11 protein-coding genes are annotated in these 14,906 nt (G+C 63.1%); 9 read left to right on the forward strand and 2 right to left on the reverse strand.

The features are described from left to right. Positions 1-82: 82 nt before the first annotated feature. The gene (locus tag AC4P1R_RS23925) at positions 83-1,501 is read left to right on the forward strand and encodes an aminotransferase-like domain-containing protein (protein ID WP_492178076.1); all 1,419 of its coding nucleotides are present in this window, start codon (positions 83-85) and stop codon (positions 1,499-1,501) included. A gap of 74 nt (positions 1,502-1,575) precedes the next feature. On the opposite strand, the gene AC4P1R_RS23930 is transcribed toward AC4P1R_RS23925, so the two are convergent. Further along, positions 1,576-2,364, reverse strand: coding sequence for a pseudouridine synthase (locus AC4P1R_RS23930; RefSeq protein ID WP_492178077.1), 789 nt, complete (start codon positions 2,362-2,364; stop codon positions 1,576-1,578). Positions 2,365-2,687: 323 nt separating this feature from the next. Here AC4P1R_RS23930 and AC4P1R_RS23935 point away from each other — a divergent pair, with 323 nt between their 5' ends. From AC4P1R_RS23935 to AC4P1R_RS23955, 5 genes are all read left to right on the forward strand, one after another. Then, entirely contained in the window at positions 2,688-3,962 is a 1,275-nt protein-coding gene (locus AC4P1R_RS23935) for an ABC transporter substrate-binding protein (RefSeq protein ID WP_492178078.1), read from the forward strand. A gap of 81 nt (positions 3,963-4,043) precedes the next feature. Beyond that, on the forward strand, positions 4,044-4,943 hold the full coding sequence (locus AC4P1R_RS23940; RefSeq protein WP_492178079.1) for a carbohydrate ABC transporter permease: 900 nt from the start codon (positions 4,044-4,046) through the stop codon (positions 4,941-4,943). Continuing rightward, positions 4,940-5,761 (forward strand): carbohydrate ABC transporter permease, encoded by an 822-nt coding sequence (locus AC4P1R_RS23945; protein ID WP_492178080.1) that lies wholly within the window; start codon positions 4,940-4,942, stop codon positions 5,759-5,761. Before AC4P1R_RS23940 ends, AC4P1R_RS23945 begins: the two co-directional genes overlap by 4 nt. Positions 5,762-5,769: 8 nt before the next feature. Next, a complete protein-coding gene (locus AC4P1R_RS23950) occupies positions 5,770-8,028 on the forward strand; it encodes a glycoside hydrolase family 2 protein (RefSeq protein WP_492178081.1) in 2,259 nt (752 codons plus the stop codon). After that, complete coding sequence (locus AC4P1R_RS23955) at positions 8,025-9,101, forward strand: ABC transporter ATP-binding protein (RefSeq protein ID WP_492178082.1); 1,077 nt, start codon at positions 8,025-8,027, stop codon at positions 9,099-9,101. The genes AC4P1R_RS23950 and AC4P1R_RS23955 overlap by 4 nt, the downstream gene beginning before the upstream one ends. 169 nt (positions 9,102-9,270) lie before the next feature. Here AC4P1R_RS23955 and AC4P1R_RS23960 read toward each other — a convergent pair whose 3' ends face one another. Then, complete coding sequence (locus AC4P1R_RS23960; protein WP_492178083.1) at positions 9,271-10,320, reverse strand: LacI family DNA-binding transcriptional regulator; 1,050 nt, start codon at positions 10,318-10,320, stop codon at positions 9,271-9,273. Between the two features lie 116 nt (positions 10,321-10,436). Here AC4P1R_RS23960 and bglB point away from each other — a divergent pair, with 116 nt between their 5' ends. The 3 genes from bglB to AC4P1R_RS23975 are packed head-to-tail and all read left to right on the forward strand — an operon-like array spanning position 10,437 to position 14,850. Further along, entirely contained in the window at positions 10,437-11,537 is a 1,101-nt protein-coding gene (bglB, locus tag AC4P1R_RS23965) for a beta-galactosidase BglB (RefSeq protein ID WP_492178084.1), read from the forward strand. Then, a complete protein-coding gene (gene kduI, locus AC4P1R_RS23970) occupies positions 11,534-12,370 on the forward strand; it encodes a 5-dehydro-4-deoxy-D-glucuronate isomerase (protein WP_492178085.1) in 837 nt (278 codons plus the stop codon). The genes bglB and kduI overlap by 4 nt, the downstream gene beginning before the upstream one ends. Continuing rightward, a complete protein-coding gene (locus AC4P1R_RS23975) occupies positions 12,367-14,850 on the forward strand; it encodes a hypothetical protein (protein WP_492178086.1) in 2,484 nt (827 codons plus the stop codon). The genes kduI and AC4P1R_RS23975 overlap by 4 nt, the downstream gene beginning before the upstream one ends. Positions 14,851-14,906: the final 56 nt, after the last annotated feature.

Below are 14,906 nucleotides of genomic sequence, written 5' to 3' on the forward strand. Positions count from 1 at the left end.
CAACTCTCCTTTTTCCTGTCGGGTATCGGGCGAAGTCGTTGGCACTTCCAGATACAATCCGGTACAGTTTCTCCAAACTGTTATGGTCATGGAAACGGTACGGATGGTTGTCGTGACGCTGAACGCAGAGGGCGAGAGCTTGATCGACAGGGTGATGGCGACCGTCAGGAATCGCATTTCCAGCCGCGTCTTGACGCCCGGTGCCAGGCTGCCGTCCATCCGCGCCTTCGCGACGAGCATGAAAGTGTCGAAGTCGACGGTGGTGGAGGCCTATGAAAGGCTTGCGGCCGAGGGGCTGATCCGCTCGCGGCCGGGCTCCGGTTTCTTCGTCGCTGCGCCGCTCGCGCCCTTGTCGCTTGCCGAGATCGGCCCGAAACTGGACCGCGAGGTCGATCCCCTCTGGATTTCACGGCAGGCGCTCGAGGCCGACGATGCCGTCTTGATGCCGGGCTGCGGCTGGCTGCCTCCAGGCTGGATGCCGGCGGACGGCTTGAGGCGTGGCCTGCGCGCGCTTGCCCGCGGCAACGCCGCGACCCTCGTCGATTACGGACCGCCACTCGGATTGCTGCCACTGCGTCAGCTTCTCGCCCGCCGCCTGGCGCCGCGCGGCATCGAGGCCTCGCCCGAGCAGATCCTTTTGACGGAATCCGGCACGCAGGCGATCGATCTTCTCTGCCGCTTCCTCCTGAAGCCGGGTGACGTCGTGCTCGTCGACGACCCGTGCTACTTCAATTTCCTGGCGCTCTTGAGGGCGCATCAGGCGGAAATCGTCGCAATTCCCTATCAGCCGTCCGGACCGGATATCGGTGCATTCGCCGAGGCGCTTTCCGTGCACCGGCCGCGCCTCTACATCACCAATTCAGCCCTTCACAACCCGACCGGTGCGACGCTGGCGCCGCTGGTCGCCCACCGTCTGCTGAAGCTTGCGGACCAGTCGGGCCTGACGATCATCGAGGACGACATCTTCGCCGATTTCGAAGAGACGCCGGCGCCGCGGCTGGCGGCCTTCGACGGGCTTGAGCGGGTCGTGCATATCGGCAGCTTCTCGAAGTCGCTGTCGGCGGCCCTGCGCTGCGGCTTCATCGTGGCGCCGCGCGGCTGGATCGAACCGCTCACGGATCTCAAGATCGCCACAAGCTTCGGCGGAACGGGATTTTCCGCGCCGCTCATGCTGACGCTCCTGAAGGACGGCAGCTACCGCAAGCATATGGAAGCCGTGCGCGGCCGGTTGGCCAAGGCGATGGCGGAGACAGCGTTAAAACTCGAGCGGATCGGCATAACCCCTTGGCTGGAGCCGCAGGCAGGGATGTTCCTGTGGTGCAGGCTGCCGGACGGCGTCGATGCGGCCGAACTCGCGAGAAATGCGCTTGCGAGAAACATCGTGCTCGCGCCCGGCAACGCTTTCAGCCATGCGCAGACGGCCGGCGGTTTCCTGCGCTTCAACGTCGCCCAGTGCGTGGATGAGCGGCTGTTCAGGGAAATTGCTGAGCTTATGGGCTGAGGCGGCTCCAGGCCTTCGAAATGCCGTGGAACGCGCCTGCCAGACGCGATTGCGTGGGCGAACCATCCCCGCGGTCAGGTCCCGGTGCGGCGTTTAAGATACCCTATTTCCGCATTCGTCAGCGGGCGGCTTGCCCCTTTGGGCAGGTCACCGAGGATGATATCGCCGATCGACACTCGCAGGAGGCGAAGGCATTCGAAGCCGAGTGCCTCGAGCATGCGGCGAATCTGACGATTGCGCCCTTCCTTGAGTTCTACCTCGATCCAACTGTTGCGATCGCCGCATCTCAAGCGCCGGACCCGTGTGGCCCTCAGCAATTCGCCGCCCTCGCTCACCCCCTCCATCATCGCCCCGGCCGTTGCCTCGTCGAACTGGCCGCGCACTTTAACGTGGTAGACCTTGCCGAGATGGGTCTCGGGATCGAGCAGGCGCTGCGCCAGCACCGTGTCGTTCGTGAAAAGCAGAAGGCCCTCGCTCGCCTTGTCGAGCCGCCCGACGGGGGAGAGGAAGTGGGTGCCGCGCTGGTCCAGGCAGTCGAACACTGTCGGCCGCCCCTCCGGGTCGTCTCGGGTCGTCACGATCCCGCGCGGCTTGTTCAGCATCAGATAGACCTTGGCCTCCGCCGCGATCACCACCCCGTCGACGGCGATCCTGTCCTTCTCGATGTCCACCCAGCGGGACAGGTCCGTGGTGCCGTGGCCACCTACGCTGACGCGGCCCTCTTCGATCAGCCTCTCGGCCTGGGTGCGGGAGCAATAGCCGAGTTTTGAGATCGCCCGCGCGAGCGTCACGCGCTGGCCGGCCCGATCACCGTCCTGTGCGTCTCTGCCGCGCTTCAGCGCAGATGGGCGGCGCCCTTTCACCCGTTCATCCTCCACCATTCGTCGGTCTGTGCATCGAGCCTTCCGAACATCGGCTCCGATTTTCGGGACGATGCGCCAGCGCATCTGATACGACGCGAGGCACTGTGGTTCATCTGGCATAATCCATGATCGGGGGCCAAGAGGAAATCGCTCCGCCGAGCAGGCGCACGCCGCCGTCTGCGCTGGAAATACGCCCTTCCAGCCGAGCGCAAAAAATCTCTAGTAAAAATTTACTGAAAATATTGCCTCCGCCGAGTTTTTGAGAAATACTCCGCCTCCGAGACGTGAGGATCGTCTCGGGACCGTAATCTTGGGAGGAGTTAATGGACAAACTGGTGCGTACCCATCTGCCGCGTATCGCCGGCCTCGCCGTTGCGGGCGCGAGCCTCTTGGCCGTGAGCGCGGCGCAAGCGAAGGAAATCACCATCTGGTGCTGGGATCCGAACTTCAACGTCGCCATCATGAAGGAAGCCGGTGCGCGCTACACCAAGATGCACCCGGACGTGACCTTCAATGTCGTTGATTTCGCCAAGGCCGACGTCGAGCAGAAGCTGCAGACAGGTCTTGCCTCCGGTACGGCCGACGCGCTGCCCGACATCGTGCTCATCGAGGACTACGGCGCGCAGAAATATCTCCAATCCTTCCCGGGCGCCTTTGCGCCCCTCTCCGGTACCGTCGACTACTCTGGTTTCGCACCCTACAAGGTCGAGGTGATGACCCTCGACGGTCAGGTCTACGGCATGCCCTTCGATTCCGGGGTCACCGGACTTTACTACCGCAAGGATTATCTCGAGCAGGCCGGCTTCAAGCCGGAGGACATGCAGAACATCACCTGGGACCGCTTCATCGAGATCGGCCAGGAAGTCGAGGCCAAGACCGGCAAGAAGATGATGGGCCTCGACCCGAACGATGCCGGCCTCGTCCGCATCATGATGCAGTCGGCCGGGCAATGGTACTTCGACAAGGAGGGCAAGCCGAACATTACCGGCAACGCCGCGCTGACGGCGGCTCTGGAGACGATCGGCAAGATCATGTCCGCCAACATATACAAGCCGGCCAATGGCTGGTCCGACTGGGTCGGCACCTTCACCTCCGGCGACGTCGCTTCGGTCGTCACCGGCGTGTGGATCACCGGCACCGTCAAGGCACAGCCGGATCAGGCCGGCAAATGGGGCGTCGCGCCGATTCCGGCTCTTTCCATCGAGGGCGCCACCCATGCTTCGAACCTCGGCGGATCGAGCTGGTACGTGCTTGAAAGCTCCGAGGAAAGGGCCGAGGCCATCGACTTCCTCAATGAAATCTATGGCAAGGACATCGATTTCTACCAGACGATCCTGCAGGATCGCGGTGCCGTCGGCTCACTGCTTGCGGCTCGCGGCGGCGCGGCCTACGTGGAGGCCGATGCCTTCTTCGGAGGCGAGAAGGTCTGGCAGAACTTCTCGAACTGGCTGGCGAAGGTGCCCTCGGTAAATTATGGCATCTTCACCAACGAGGCCGATCTCGCGGTAACTGCGCAATTGCCCGCCCTGACCCAAGGCACCCCGGTCGATGAGGTGCTGCAGGCGATCGACGCCGAGATCGCCGGGCAGATCCAGTAATCGCGCCGGTCGGATTGCGACCGCTCCCGGCCGTGGCGCTCGAGCCACGGCCAATGACTTCCCATGTTCATGAGGTTGACGATGGTTCAGGCGCGCCGCGGCGGCACCGGCCGGTATTATGACGTCAATGGCTGGCTCTTTGTCGCGCCGGCGCTCGGGCTGATCGCCATTTTCATGGTATACCCGATCCTGTGGTCGCTCTGGATGTCCTTCCAGGCCGGCCGCGGCATGACGATGCAGTTCGCAGGCTTCGCCAACATCGTCCGCCTCTGGAACGATCCCATCTTCATCAAGGCGCTTACCAACACCATGACATATTTTGTGGTGCAGGTGCCGATCATGATCCTTTTGGCGCTGATCCTGGCGTCGCTTCTCAACAATCCGCGCCTCGTCGGCCGCGGCCTGTTCCGGACCGCGATTTTCCTGCCCTGCGTCACCTCGCTGGTGGCCTATTCCGTGCTCTTCAAGGGCATGTTCGCCCCCGATGGCATCGTCAATTCGACGCTCCAGGCGATCGGAGTGATTGCCTCGCCCATTCCGTGGCTGACGCATCCTTTCTGGGCGAAGACGCTCGTCATCATCGCGATCACCTGGCGCTGGACCGGCTACAACATGATTTTCTATCTCGCCGCCCTGCAGAATATCGATAGATCGATCTACGAGGTTGCCCGCATCGACGGCGTTCCGGCCTGGGCGCGCTTCACCCACATCACCATTCCGCTGCTGAAACCGGTGATCCTCTTCACCACGGTGATCTCGACAATCGGCACGCTGCAGCTCTTCGACGAGGTGTACAACCTGACCGAGGGCAAGGGCGGCCCCTCCAACGCGACGTTGACGCTCTCGCTCTACATCTACAATCTGACCTTCCGCTTCATGCCGAGTTTCGGTTATGCGGCGACGGTCTCCTACGTCATCGTCGTGCTCGTGGCCCTTCTTGCCTTCCTGCAGTTCTTCCTGGCACGGGAGCGCGACCGATGAGGACGAAACCCACGAACATACTCCCGGCGGTTCTCACCTATGGCTTCGTCGGGCTGATGGCTTTCCTCTCCGTCTTCCCGTTCATCTGGATGGTGCTCGGTGCCACCAATGCGTCGATCGACATCATCAAGGGCAAGATGTTGCCGGGTGAAGCGCTGGCGACCAATGTCGCCAATTTCTTCACGCTGGTGAACGTGCCGCTCGTCTTCTGGAATTCGGCGAAGGTCACCATTCTCGCGACGGTGCTAACGCTCGCCGTCTCGTCGCTTGCCGGTTACGGCTTCGAGATCTTCCGCTCGCGCCAGCGCGAACGGCTCTACAGCGCCATGCTGCTGACGCTGATGATCCCGTTCGCGGCGCTGATGATCCCGCTCTTCATCATGATGGGTAAGGCCGGCCTCATCAACACCCATATCGCCGTCGTGCTGCCGACGATTGGCTCTGCCTTCGTCGTCTTCTATTTCCGGCAGAGCACCAAGGCGTTCCCCTCGGAGCTGCGAGATGCCGCGAAGGTTGACGGGCTCAAGGAGTGGCAGATCTTCCTTTATATCTACGTGCCGGTGATGCGCTCCACCTATGCGGCGGCCTTCATCATCGTGTTCATGACCGCATGGAACAATTATCTCTGGCCGCTGATCGTCCTGCAGTCCAACGAGACCAAGACGATCACCCTGGTCATCTCCTCGCTCGCCTCCGCCTACTATCCCGATTACGGCGTCGTCATGGTCGGCACGATCCTCGCGACGCTGCCGACGCTTGCCGTCTTCTTCTTCATGCAACGACAGTTCGTCCAGGGCATGCTGGGCTCAGTCAAATAGGAACGATGATGCGCTCTGTTATCTCCTTCAACGATAAATGGGTCTTCTCGGAAGGCTTCGCAGATGCCGGCACGCTGAGGAGCGGTGAGCCGGTAAGCCTGCCGCACAATGCGGTCGAACTGCCCTTCAACTATTTCGACGAAACGTGCTACCAGCGCGCCTTCACCTATCAGAAGGTGCTTGCCTGGCGCCCGGAATTCGAGGCCCGGGAAGTCTCGCTCGTCTTCGACGCCGCGATGGCGGACGCTGTCGTCTATCTCAACGGTGAGGAGGTCGTCGCCCACAGGGACGGCTATACGCCTTTCGAGGCGCGGCTGACCGGACGGCTGCGCACCGGCGACAATCTGATCACCGTCCAGATCGACGGAAGCGAGAATCCGGAGATCCCGCCCTTCGGCGGACGGATCGACTATCTCACCTATGCCGGCATCTACCGCGACGTGTGGCTCAAGGTCACCGACGCGGTGTCGATCGCCAATATCAAGGTCGAAACCCGCGACGTCTTGAACGACACCAAGTCCGTCGGCGTTCGCTGCGATCTGGCAAACCCGCAGAGACTCAGCGTTGCGGGCACGGTGACGGCGCTCCTCAGGGACGCCCAGGGTGAATTGCTGGCCGAAGCGGTCGGCGAAACACACGGCGAGGGTGTTACGCTTGAGATGACGGGCCTTACGGGCATTTCGCTCTGGGACATAGACAATCCTGTGCTCTACCGGATGGAGATCCAGCTCCGGACCGATCACGGCCGCGACCTTCATTCCGCGCATTTCGGTTTCCGCACGGCGCAATTCTCTGCGGAAGGCTTCCGCCTCAATGGGCGGTCGCTGAAGATACGCGGCCTCAACCGCCACCAGGCCTTTCCCTATGTCGGCTACGCTATGGGCCGCACGGCGCAGGAGCGCGACGCGGAGATCCTCAAGCACACGCTTCACTGCAATCTGGTGCGCACATCGCACTACCCGCAGTCGAAATGGTTCCTCGACCATTGCGACCGCATCGGCCTCTTGGTCCTCGAGGAAATCCCCGGCTGGCAGCACATCGGCGGCGAGGAATGGAAAGAAGAGGCGATCCTGAACGTCCGCCGTATGATCGAGCGCGACTGGAACCATCCATCGATCGTCATATGGGGCGTGCGCATCAACGAATCCCAGGATTCCCACGATTTCTACACCGAGACCAATCGGCTTGCGCGCGAGCTCGACCCGACCCGCCAGACGGGAGGCGTACGTTACATCACCGACAGCGAGTTCCTCGAAGACGTCTATACGATGAACGACTTCATCCTCGGCAATGAGGAACTGCCCGGCTCGAACCGTCCGCGCACGCCCTTGCGCCCACAGCAGGAATGCACCGGACTTCCGCGCAAGGTGCCGTACCTCATCACGGAATTCGGCGGCCACATGTATCCGACGAAGATCTACGACCAGGAGCAACGGCAGGCCGAGCATGTGCGCCGCCACCTCGAGGTGCTGAACGCTGCCCATGGCGATGCGAGCATTTCCGGCGCCATCGGCTGGTGCATGTTCGACTACAATACCCACAAGGATTTCGGTTCCGGCGACCGGATCTGCTATCACGGCGTGATGGACATGTTTCGCGAACCGAAATTCGCGGCTTACGTTTATGCGAGCCAGTGCGACCCGTCGGAGGAAGTGGTGATGAAGCCCGTGACCTTCTGGGCGCGCGGCGAACGCAATATTGGCGGGGTGCTGCCCTTGATCGTGCTCACCAACTGCGACAAGGTCGAACTGAAATATGGCGCGCTCACGAAGCGCGTCGGCCCGGACCGCGAGAATTTTCCACACCTGCCGCATCCGCCCGTCATCATCGATCATCGCCACTTCACCAAGGACGAGCTCGGCGTCTGGGGCATGACGTGGGAGAGTGCGGAATTCACCGGTTTCCTGGCCGGCGAAGCGGTCGCCCACCTCCGGATTGCCGCCGATCCGGTGCCGATGACGCTGAAGCTTCAAGCGGACAGTGGCACGATCCGCGCCGAAGGTCGCGACAGCGTCCGCGTGATCGTCCGCGCCCTCGACCAGGTCGGCAATGTCCTGCCCTTCCTGAATGACGCCGTCGATGTCTCCGTGCAGGGGCCGGCACGCCTAATCGGTCCGAGCCGGCTCGTCTTTCAGGGCGGCTCTACCGGCTTCTGGTTGGAATCGACGGGAACCGCGGGCGAAATTTTGGTGACCGTCGCGTCGTCACGGCTCGGCACCACGAAGCTCAAGCTGTCCGCCGAGGCGGAAGGAGCAGCCGAGGCATGAGCGAGCTGCAACTCACCGGTGTCCGCAAGGCCTATGGCGGCCTCGAAGTCATCAAGGGTGTCGACCTCGACATCAAGACGGGCGAGTTCGTCGTCTTCGTTGGGCCGTCCGGCTGCGGCAAGTCGACCCTGCTCCGCATGATTGCCGGGCTTGAGGATATCACCTCCGGCGATCTCACCATCGACGATATCCTCGTGAACGATGTCGACCCGTCGAAGCGCGGGATCGCCATGGTCTTCCAGTCCTATGCGCTCTATCCGCATATGACGGTGCGGGAGAATATGGGCTTTGCCTTGCGTTTTGCCGGTGTCCCCAGGCCTGAGATCGAGAAGCGGGTGAAGGAAGCCGCCAACATCCTGGAGCTCGAGCCGCTGCTGGACCGCAAGCCGAAGCAGCTCTCCGGCGGCCAGCGCCAGCGCGTGGCGATCGGCCGCGCGATCGTCCGCCACCCGAAGATCTTCCTCTTCGACGAGCCGCTTTCGAATCTCGATGCGGAATTGCGCGTGCACATGCGCATCGAGATCGCAAGACTGCACAAGCAGCTTGCCGCCACCATCGTTTACGTCACGCATGACCAGGTCGAGGCGATGACGCTGGCCGACAAGATCGTCGTTTTGCGCAGCGGTGTGGTGGAGCAGGTGGGCTCGCCCCTGGAACTCTATGACGACCCCGCCAATCTCTTCGTTGCGGGCTTCATCGGCTCGCCAAAGATGAATTTCCTGAAGGGCATGATCGAGATCAGCGGGGATGGGCGGGCCTATGCACGACTGCCGGACCATGGCAATGAGAAGATCACCGTTAACCCCAAGGGTCTCAAAGAGGGGATGCCGGTGACGATCGGCATCCGGCCCGAGCATTTCAAGGAGGATGGTTCGGCGAGCCTCGATCTGACGATCGACATGCTCGAGCATCTTGGCGGCGAAACCTTCGCCTATGCCCGCCATGGCAGCGGCGAATTGATCGTGATTGAGACGAAGAACGGCCGAGGCCTCAAATCCGGCGATCGCATCGCGGCACGATTTGACCCGGCTTGCGCGCTTGTGTTCGACGAGCGCGGAAAGAGGATGCGGTAGCGGACGGGTCGGCGGCCGCGCCGACCGCGAGACGGGGAACGCGGCAGCTTCTTTCACCGCAGCAGCCGGCGTTCAAGCAGGGTTGCATGTCGCGCCGACCATCGAGAAGGGCCAGAGTGCATCAATCGGCCGCCATTCGTCTCGACGGGCAGGTCCGGGCTTGGATCATTCAGACACGAGCTGGCCCCGTGGACGAGCGTTCGACCAGATGGCAGGCGAGTTCCAGCCGGCGGGGCGGAAACGGCAGGTTGGAAAGGCTGTCGCGCAGGAGGTCGAGGGCAGCCGAGCCGATCTCGCGCATCGGAATGTGCATCGTCGTCAGCGGCGGATTGAGGAAGGCGGCCTGCGGCAGGTCGTCCATGCCCATGACCGATACATCGCGCGGCACATTGTAGCCCATTTGCTGGATGCCAAGCATGGCGCCGACGGCGAGGCTGTCGCCGGCTGCGAGGACGGCAGTGAAATCCAGCCCGCGCTTCTCGATGCGCGAAATAATGGCCTGCGTCGCGAGTTCCGGCAGCCAGTCATCAACCGGGACGACAAGGTCCGGGTCGGCCGGAAGACCGCGGTGGAGCAATGCATCCCGCCAGCCCTCATAGCGACGCTCGATGGTGCGGCGGCCGGGTCGCATGAGGAAGAGGATGCGCTCGTGACCGAGGCCCATCAAGTGATCGGCCGCAAGCCGCGCGCTCGAGCGGTTGCATGGTGTGACGCTCGACAGCCGCATGAACGGGTCGTCGCCGTTGAGCAGCACGACCGGCTTCTCGAAGTCGCGCGTCGCGGCCAGGAGCGCCTCGTCGTCGATGGTGAGGAAAAGGAGTCCGGCGATCTCCGGGTCGCCCTTTGCCTCCATGAGCAGGGTGAGTTCTTCGGTCTTGTCGGCAATGGGCCGGGTAATGATCTCGAGACCGAGGGCCTGCGCCCGCTCCTTCAACCCGTCCAGCACGTAGAGTGTGAACTGGTTGCGCACGTAGTCGATCATCGCGGCGCTTGAGGCGGCGAGAATAACCTTCTGGCCCGCGACAGCGGTCGGAATGACGTAGTTCGCGATTCTCGCTGCCTCGAGCACCTGCTGGCGGATGTCGGGACGCACGCCCTTTTCTCCGGCCAGGGCTCGCGAGGCGGTACTCAACGAAACGCCGCAGGCCGCGGCGATATCCTCCAGCCGCACGCGGCGGCTCTTCCTGCCTCGTTTGCCCGGCAGCGGTCTTACAGCCATCGCACCATCTCCAGTACCGCAATCATGAGAAAAATTTTCAGATTGCGCAAGAGAAAACATCATGCATTATTTTCTTATGGAGACGCCCACCGGCATGGGCGAATGGGAGGAATGCCATGGCCCCGAACGGCCGCGATATTCGGGAGGGCCTCGACCGCCTTGTGATCGGCATGACCGGCCTCAAGCATGACGGCCGCTTCCACGAGCCGAACCTCGACGGCACGGCCGGCGACTACATCAGCTTCGATAGCTGGGAATGGCCGCAGGGCGTCGGACTTTACGGCCTCATCCGGCTGTGGCTCTTCACCGGGCGCGACGACCTGCGCCAGCTGGTGGAAGAATGGTACTCCGACCGGCTCGGCGCCGGGCTTCCCGAGCTCAACGTCAACACGACGGCGCCGATGCTCGGGCTGTCGGTTCTCTGGGAACGGACGCGCGACCCCCGCTGGCAGCCTGTGCTCGACGACTGGGCAAACCGCGTGATTTCGCAAATGGGTCGCACCCAGGAAGGCGGGTTCGAGCATCACGTCTCCGACAAGATTAACGACAAAGAACTCTGGGACGATACGCTCTACATGGTGGCGCTGTTCCTCGCCTCCTATGGCCAGGCAAGCGGTCGCCAGGAACTGGTCGATGAGGCGTCGCGGCAGTTCCTCGTTCATGCCCGCTATCTCGCCGACACCCGCACAGGCCTGTGGTTCCATGGCTGGACCTTCGATGGCCGGCACAATTTCGCCGAAGCCCGTTGGGCGCGCGGCAACGCCTGGATCACGGCCGGCATACTCGACCTCTTCGATCTGGCGGAGATAGCAAAGCCGGTGAAGGACTACCTGTTGGGCGTGCTCACGGCCCAGGTCGATGCCTTGCTGCCGCTTCAGACGACGTCCGGCGCTTGGCGCACCCTGCTTGACGATGCCACCTCCTATGAGGAGATCTCCGCCACGGCCGGCATCGGCTACGGCCTCCTGAAGGGGTATCGTCTCGGCCTCGGTACGCCGGCATGGCGAAGCGCCGGACTAAAGGCGCTGCAGGCGGTAATGAACAACATCGACGAGACCGGCACGGTGCTCAATGTCTCCTATGGCACCCGCATGGGCCACGACCTGCAATTCTACAAGGACATACCAATCCAACCGACGGGCTACGGACAGGCCCTGGCGATCCTGTGCCTTTCCGAGGCGTTGCAGCACGTCGGAGCAGAGGGACAATCGGCATGACGATGAAGGTTTTGTATGGAGCGTCCCCCGAGGATGTCAAAGGCTATGACACGGAGCGCCTTCGCAGCGCATTCCTTATCGCCGATCTCTTTGCGGCGGATGCGGTCAACTTCGCCTACACCCACGTCGATCGCCTGATCCTCGTCGGCGCGATGCCGGTCGAAAAGAGCCTGACCTTCGGATCGGGCGTGGAGATCGGCACGCCCTATCTGCTCTCTGCGAGAGAAATGGGCATTGCCAATCTCGGCGGCAAGGGGACCGTGACCATCGACGGCAAGGCCTTCACGCTGCAAAACCGCGATATTCTCTACGTCGGCCGTGGTGCGAAGGAAATCACTGTAGCGAGTGCTTCCGCGGAGGCCCCTGCACGGTTCTACATGAACTCCGTTCCTGCCGGGGCGGATTTCCCCCATCGCCTGATAACCAAGGCCGAAGCAAAGCCGCTCGACCTTGGCGAGGCGCGCCGGTCAAACAAGCGCCGGCTGGCGATGTATATTCATCCCGAGGTGGCACCGTCTTGCCTGCTTCTCATGGGCATCACCGACCTTGCCGAGGGCAGCGTCTGGAACACCATGCCCCCGCATGTCCATGAACGGCGGATGGAGGCCTATTGCTACTTCGACATGGCCGACACAGACCGGGTGATTCACCTGATGGGCAAACCGGAGGAGACGCGCCATCTCCTCATCGCAAACGGCGATGCCGTGCTTTCGCCGGCCTGGTCGATCCACATGGGTGCGGGCACCGGACCTTACGCCTTCGTCTGGGGCATGACCGGCGAAAACCAGGAATATAACGACGTGGCCCCGGTGGCTCTGGCGGAACTGAAATGACCAAAACGACATCATATATCAAAAAGGTGCTGAAGCCGGGCGAGGCGGTCCGCTACTGGCAGCTCGGTGCTGTCGCTGAAGAACGTTTCGACGTGCCGGACGCCCCGATGAAAGGGGAAATGGACCCGTTCTTCTTCCTGACGAAGCACAAGAACTTCATTCCGCACGAATATCCCTGCCGCACGATCTTTGCCGAACGCCACCGCGGAAACCGACCCGACATACGTGGCGCATTCCATGCCGCGCGGTGGTGGTTGCCCTTCGGTTCGCCGCGGCTTGACCTCTCGGGCTTCTGGTTCCGTCCGACGCGTCTTGCCAACTGGGCGCGCACCTTCATCGAAGCGGACGCGGCCGGAGAGGCGAAGGTTCGCCTCGGCACCTGCGGCGGCGCTGTCCTGTGGCTGAACGGCTCCGAAATCGGCTGGATGGCGCCCTACAGCCGCAATCTCGAGGCAAAAGCGGAATTCGACCTTCCCTTGAACGCGGGCCTCAACGAGATCACCCTGTTCTTCGACGATCTTGCCGAGCGCGACGCCCGCTATTTCATCCAGCTCGACTATCTCTCGGGCCCGAGCGCCGCCGTCGCGGTGCCGGTTCCCTGCACCGGGGAGGCTGCGGATGCGGTCGAAGCCGCGCTCGACGGCATGCATTTCGACCGGCCGGCCTATTTCGACGGCGACATGACGCTGATCTTCGCCGCCCCCTTACCGATGGACGTCAAGGTCGACGTCGCGGTGGAGGGCGACTTCATGTCTACGGAACGTTTCGATTACGGCTTCGTGCTCAAGGCGGGCGAAACCCGCCTCGTCGTCGGCCCCTCGCGCGACATGCCAGCCGACTTCCGCCATTTCCGGGTGACGCTCGACGCGGAAGGTTTCGTCGCCTCCCGCTCGATTGGCGTCGAAATCTGCGATTCCGTCCGCCAAGGCAATGCACCCGCGTCACTTGCGGCACGGATCGACGAGACGCTCGACGAGATTTCTGAGTTCTCCGAGCGCGACACGGTGCGCGCCTTCGCGCGGCTGGCAAGCGGGCGCGGCGGTGCGGACACGGACGCGATGATCGAGGAAATCCTGCCCTCGATCGAGGACTGCCACGACTGCGCCGACTTCTCCCTCGTGCCGCTCATCTGGTCGCGCACCGCCTGGGGCGCGGAGATTGGCGCGGCGACCCGCACGCGCATAGACCGCGCCATCCTCGGCTTCCGCTACTGGATGGACGAGCCGGGCAACGACGTGCAGTGGTATTTCTCCGAGAACCACGCGCTGCTCTTCCACACCTCGGCCTATCTCGCCGGCAACCTGCTGACGGACAAGACCTTCCTGCGTTCCGGTCGCAAGGGCGCCGAGCAGCGCGCCGTCGGTGCCGCCCGCGTGCGGGCCTGGCTCGACCATTTCGAAGCCTGGGAAATGGCGGAGTTCAATTCCGCCCCTTATTTCCCGATCGACCTCAAGGGTCTGACGGCGCTCGCCGCGCTGGCGCCTGATGCCGACATTGCCGAGCGCGCCAAGAAAGGCATCGTCCGGCTCTGCGAGATCGTCGCGCGCTGCGCCCATCACGGCATGGTGACGGCGGCGCAGGGGCGCTCCTATGAGCACACGCTCTGCGCCGGCCGGTCGCTCGAGCTTTCGGGCGTTGCCCGCCTGCTCTGGGGCAAGGGCTGGTACGGCCGGCGCGTGCACGCGCTGCCGCAGCTTGCCGTCTGCCTGCGCGACCACGGCCTGGTGATTCCGGAAGCCTTCGAGGCCGTCGCGAACCATCGCGCCGATGCGCATCAGGAATGGTGCTTCTCTCAAGGCGAAAATCGCTTTGCCGCGCTCTATCACTACAAGAGCCGCGCCTTCGCCATGGGCTCGGCCGCCCACTACCGCTGGAACGAGTGGGGATACCAGGAGACCGTGCTGCATCTTCGCATCGGCGAGCGGCCGGAGGCCGCCGTCTGGATCAACCACCCCGGCGAGACGATCCAGTTCGGCTACGGCCGTCCGTCCTATTGGGGCGGTTGCGGCTCGCTGCCGCGCGCCCATCAGTATCGCGGTCTGGCGGTGCTGGACTTCACGACGGTCGACGAACAGGCCGACTTCACCCATGCCTGGTTCCCGGTCGCGGAGTTCGACGAAAGCAGCGTCAAAGGCAATCTCGCTCTTGCCCGCAGCGGGTTCGGTGCCGTCCTTCTCAGTGGCAGCGCCCCGTTCGAGAGCGTGACCGTAGGCCCGTCCGCCAATGTCGAACTGCGCCAACGGGGCCGCAGGACCCGCTGGATCGTCCGCGTCTGCGAGTCACCAAGCCTTGCGGAGGTCGAGGCACGCTTCGCGGCTCTTTCCGTTGAAGAAGAGGCCGACGGAACGCTTGTCGTCAACGATCCCGATTATGGGCCGGTGCGGTTCCGAGCGGATGGCTCGGCAGAAGCGGAAGGACGCATCATCGTACCGAAGGCATTCACCGTCGCCGGCGAGGCGACGATGCTATCGGCAGCATAGCCGGCATGCGCCGCCTGTATGGGGCAGGCGGTTTTGAACGCAGCGGGCGGGAGGCC

This window comes from Sinorhizobium sp. Y406, assembly GCF_058732025.1.

Excerpts from the sequence above, each read along its gene's own strand:
- bglB (WP_492178084.1), top strand. The coding sequence starts at position 10,437 with ATGGCCCCGAACGGCCGCGATATTCGGGAGGGCCTCGACCGCCTTGTG.
- AC4P1R_RS23940 (WP_492178079.1), top strand. The coding sequence starts at position 4,044 with ATGGTTCAGGCGCGCCGCGGCGGCACCGGCCGGTATTATGACGTCAAT.
- AC4P1R_RS23945 (WP_492178080.1), top strand. The coding sequence starts at position 4,940 with ATGAGGACGAAACCCACGAACATACTCCCGGCGGTTCTCACCTATGGC.
- AC4P1R_RS23975 (WP_492178086.1), top strand. The coding sequence starts at position 12,367 with ATGACCAAAACGACATCATATATCAAAAAGGTGCTGAAGCCGGGCGAG.
- AC4P1R_RS23925 (WP_492178076.1), top strand. The coding sequence starts at position 83 with ATGGTCATGGAAACGGTACGGATGGTTGTCGTGACGCTGAACGCAGAG.
- kduI (WP_492178085.1), top strand. The coding sequence starts at position 11,534 with ATGACGATGAAGGTTTTGTATGGAGCGTCCCCCGAGGATGTCAAAGGC.
- AC4P1R_RS23955 (WP_492178082.1), top strand. The coding sequence starts at position 8,025 with ATGAGCGAGCTGCAACTCACCGGTGTCCGCAAGGCCTATGGCGGCCTC.
- AC4P1R_RS23935 (WP_492178078.1), top strand. The coding sequence starts at position 2,688 with ATGGACAAACTGGTGCGTACCCATCTGCCGCGTATCGCCGGCCTCGCC.
- AC4P1R_RS23960 (WP_492178083.1), bottom strand. The coding sequence starts at position 10,320 with ATGGCTGTAAGACCGCTGCCGGGCAAACGAGGCAGGAAGAGCCGCCGC.
- AC4P1R_RS23950 (WP_492178081.1), top strand. The coding sequence starts at position 5,770 with ATGCGCTCTGTTATCTCCTTCAACGATAAATGGGTCTTCTCGGAAGGC.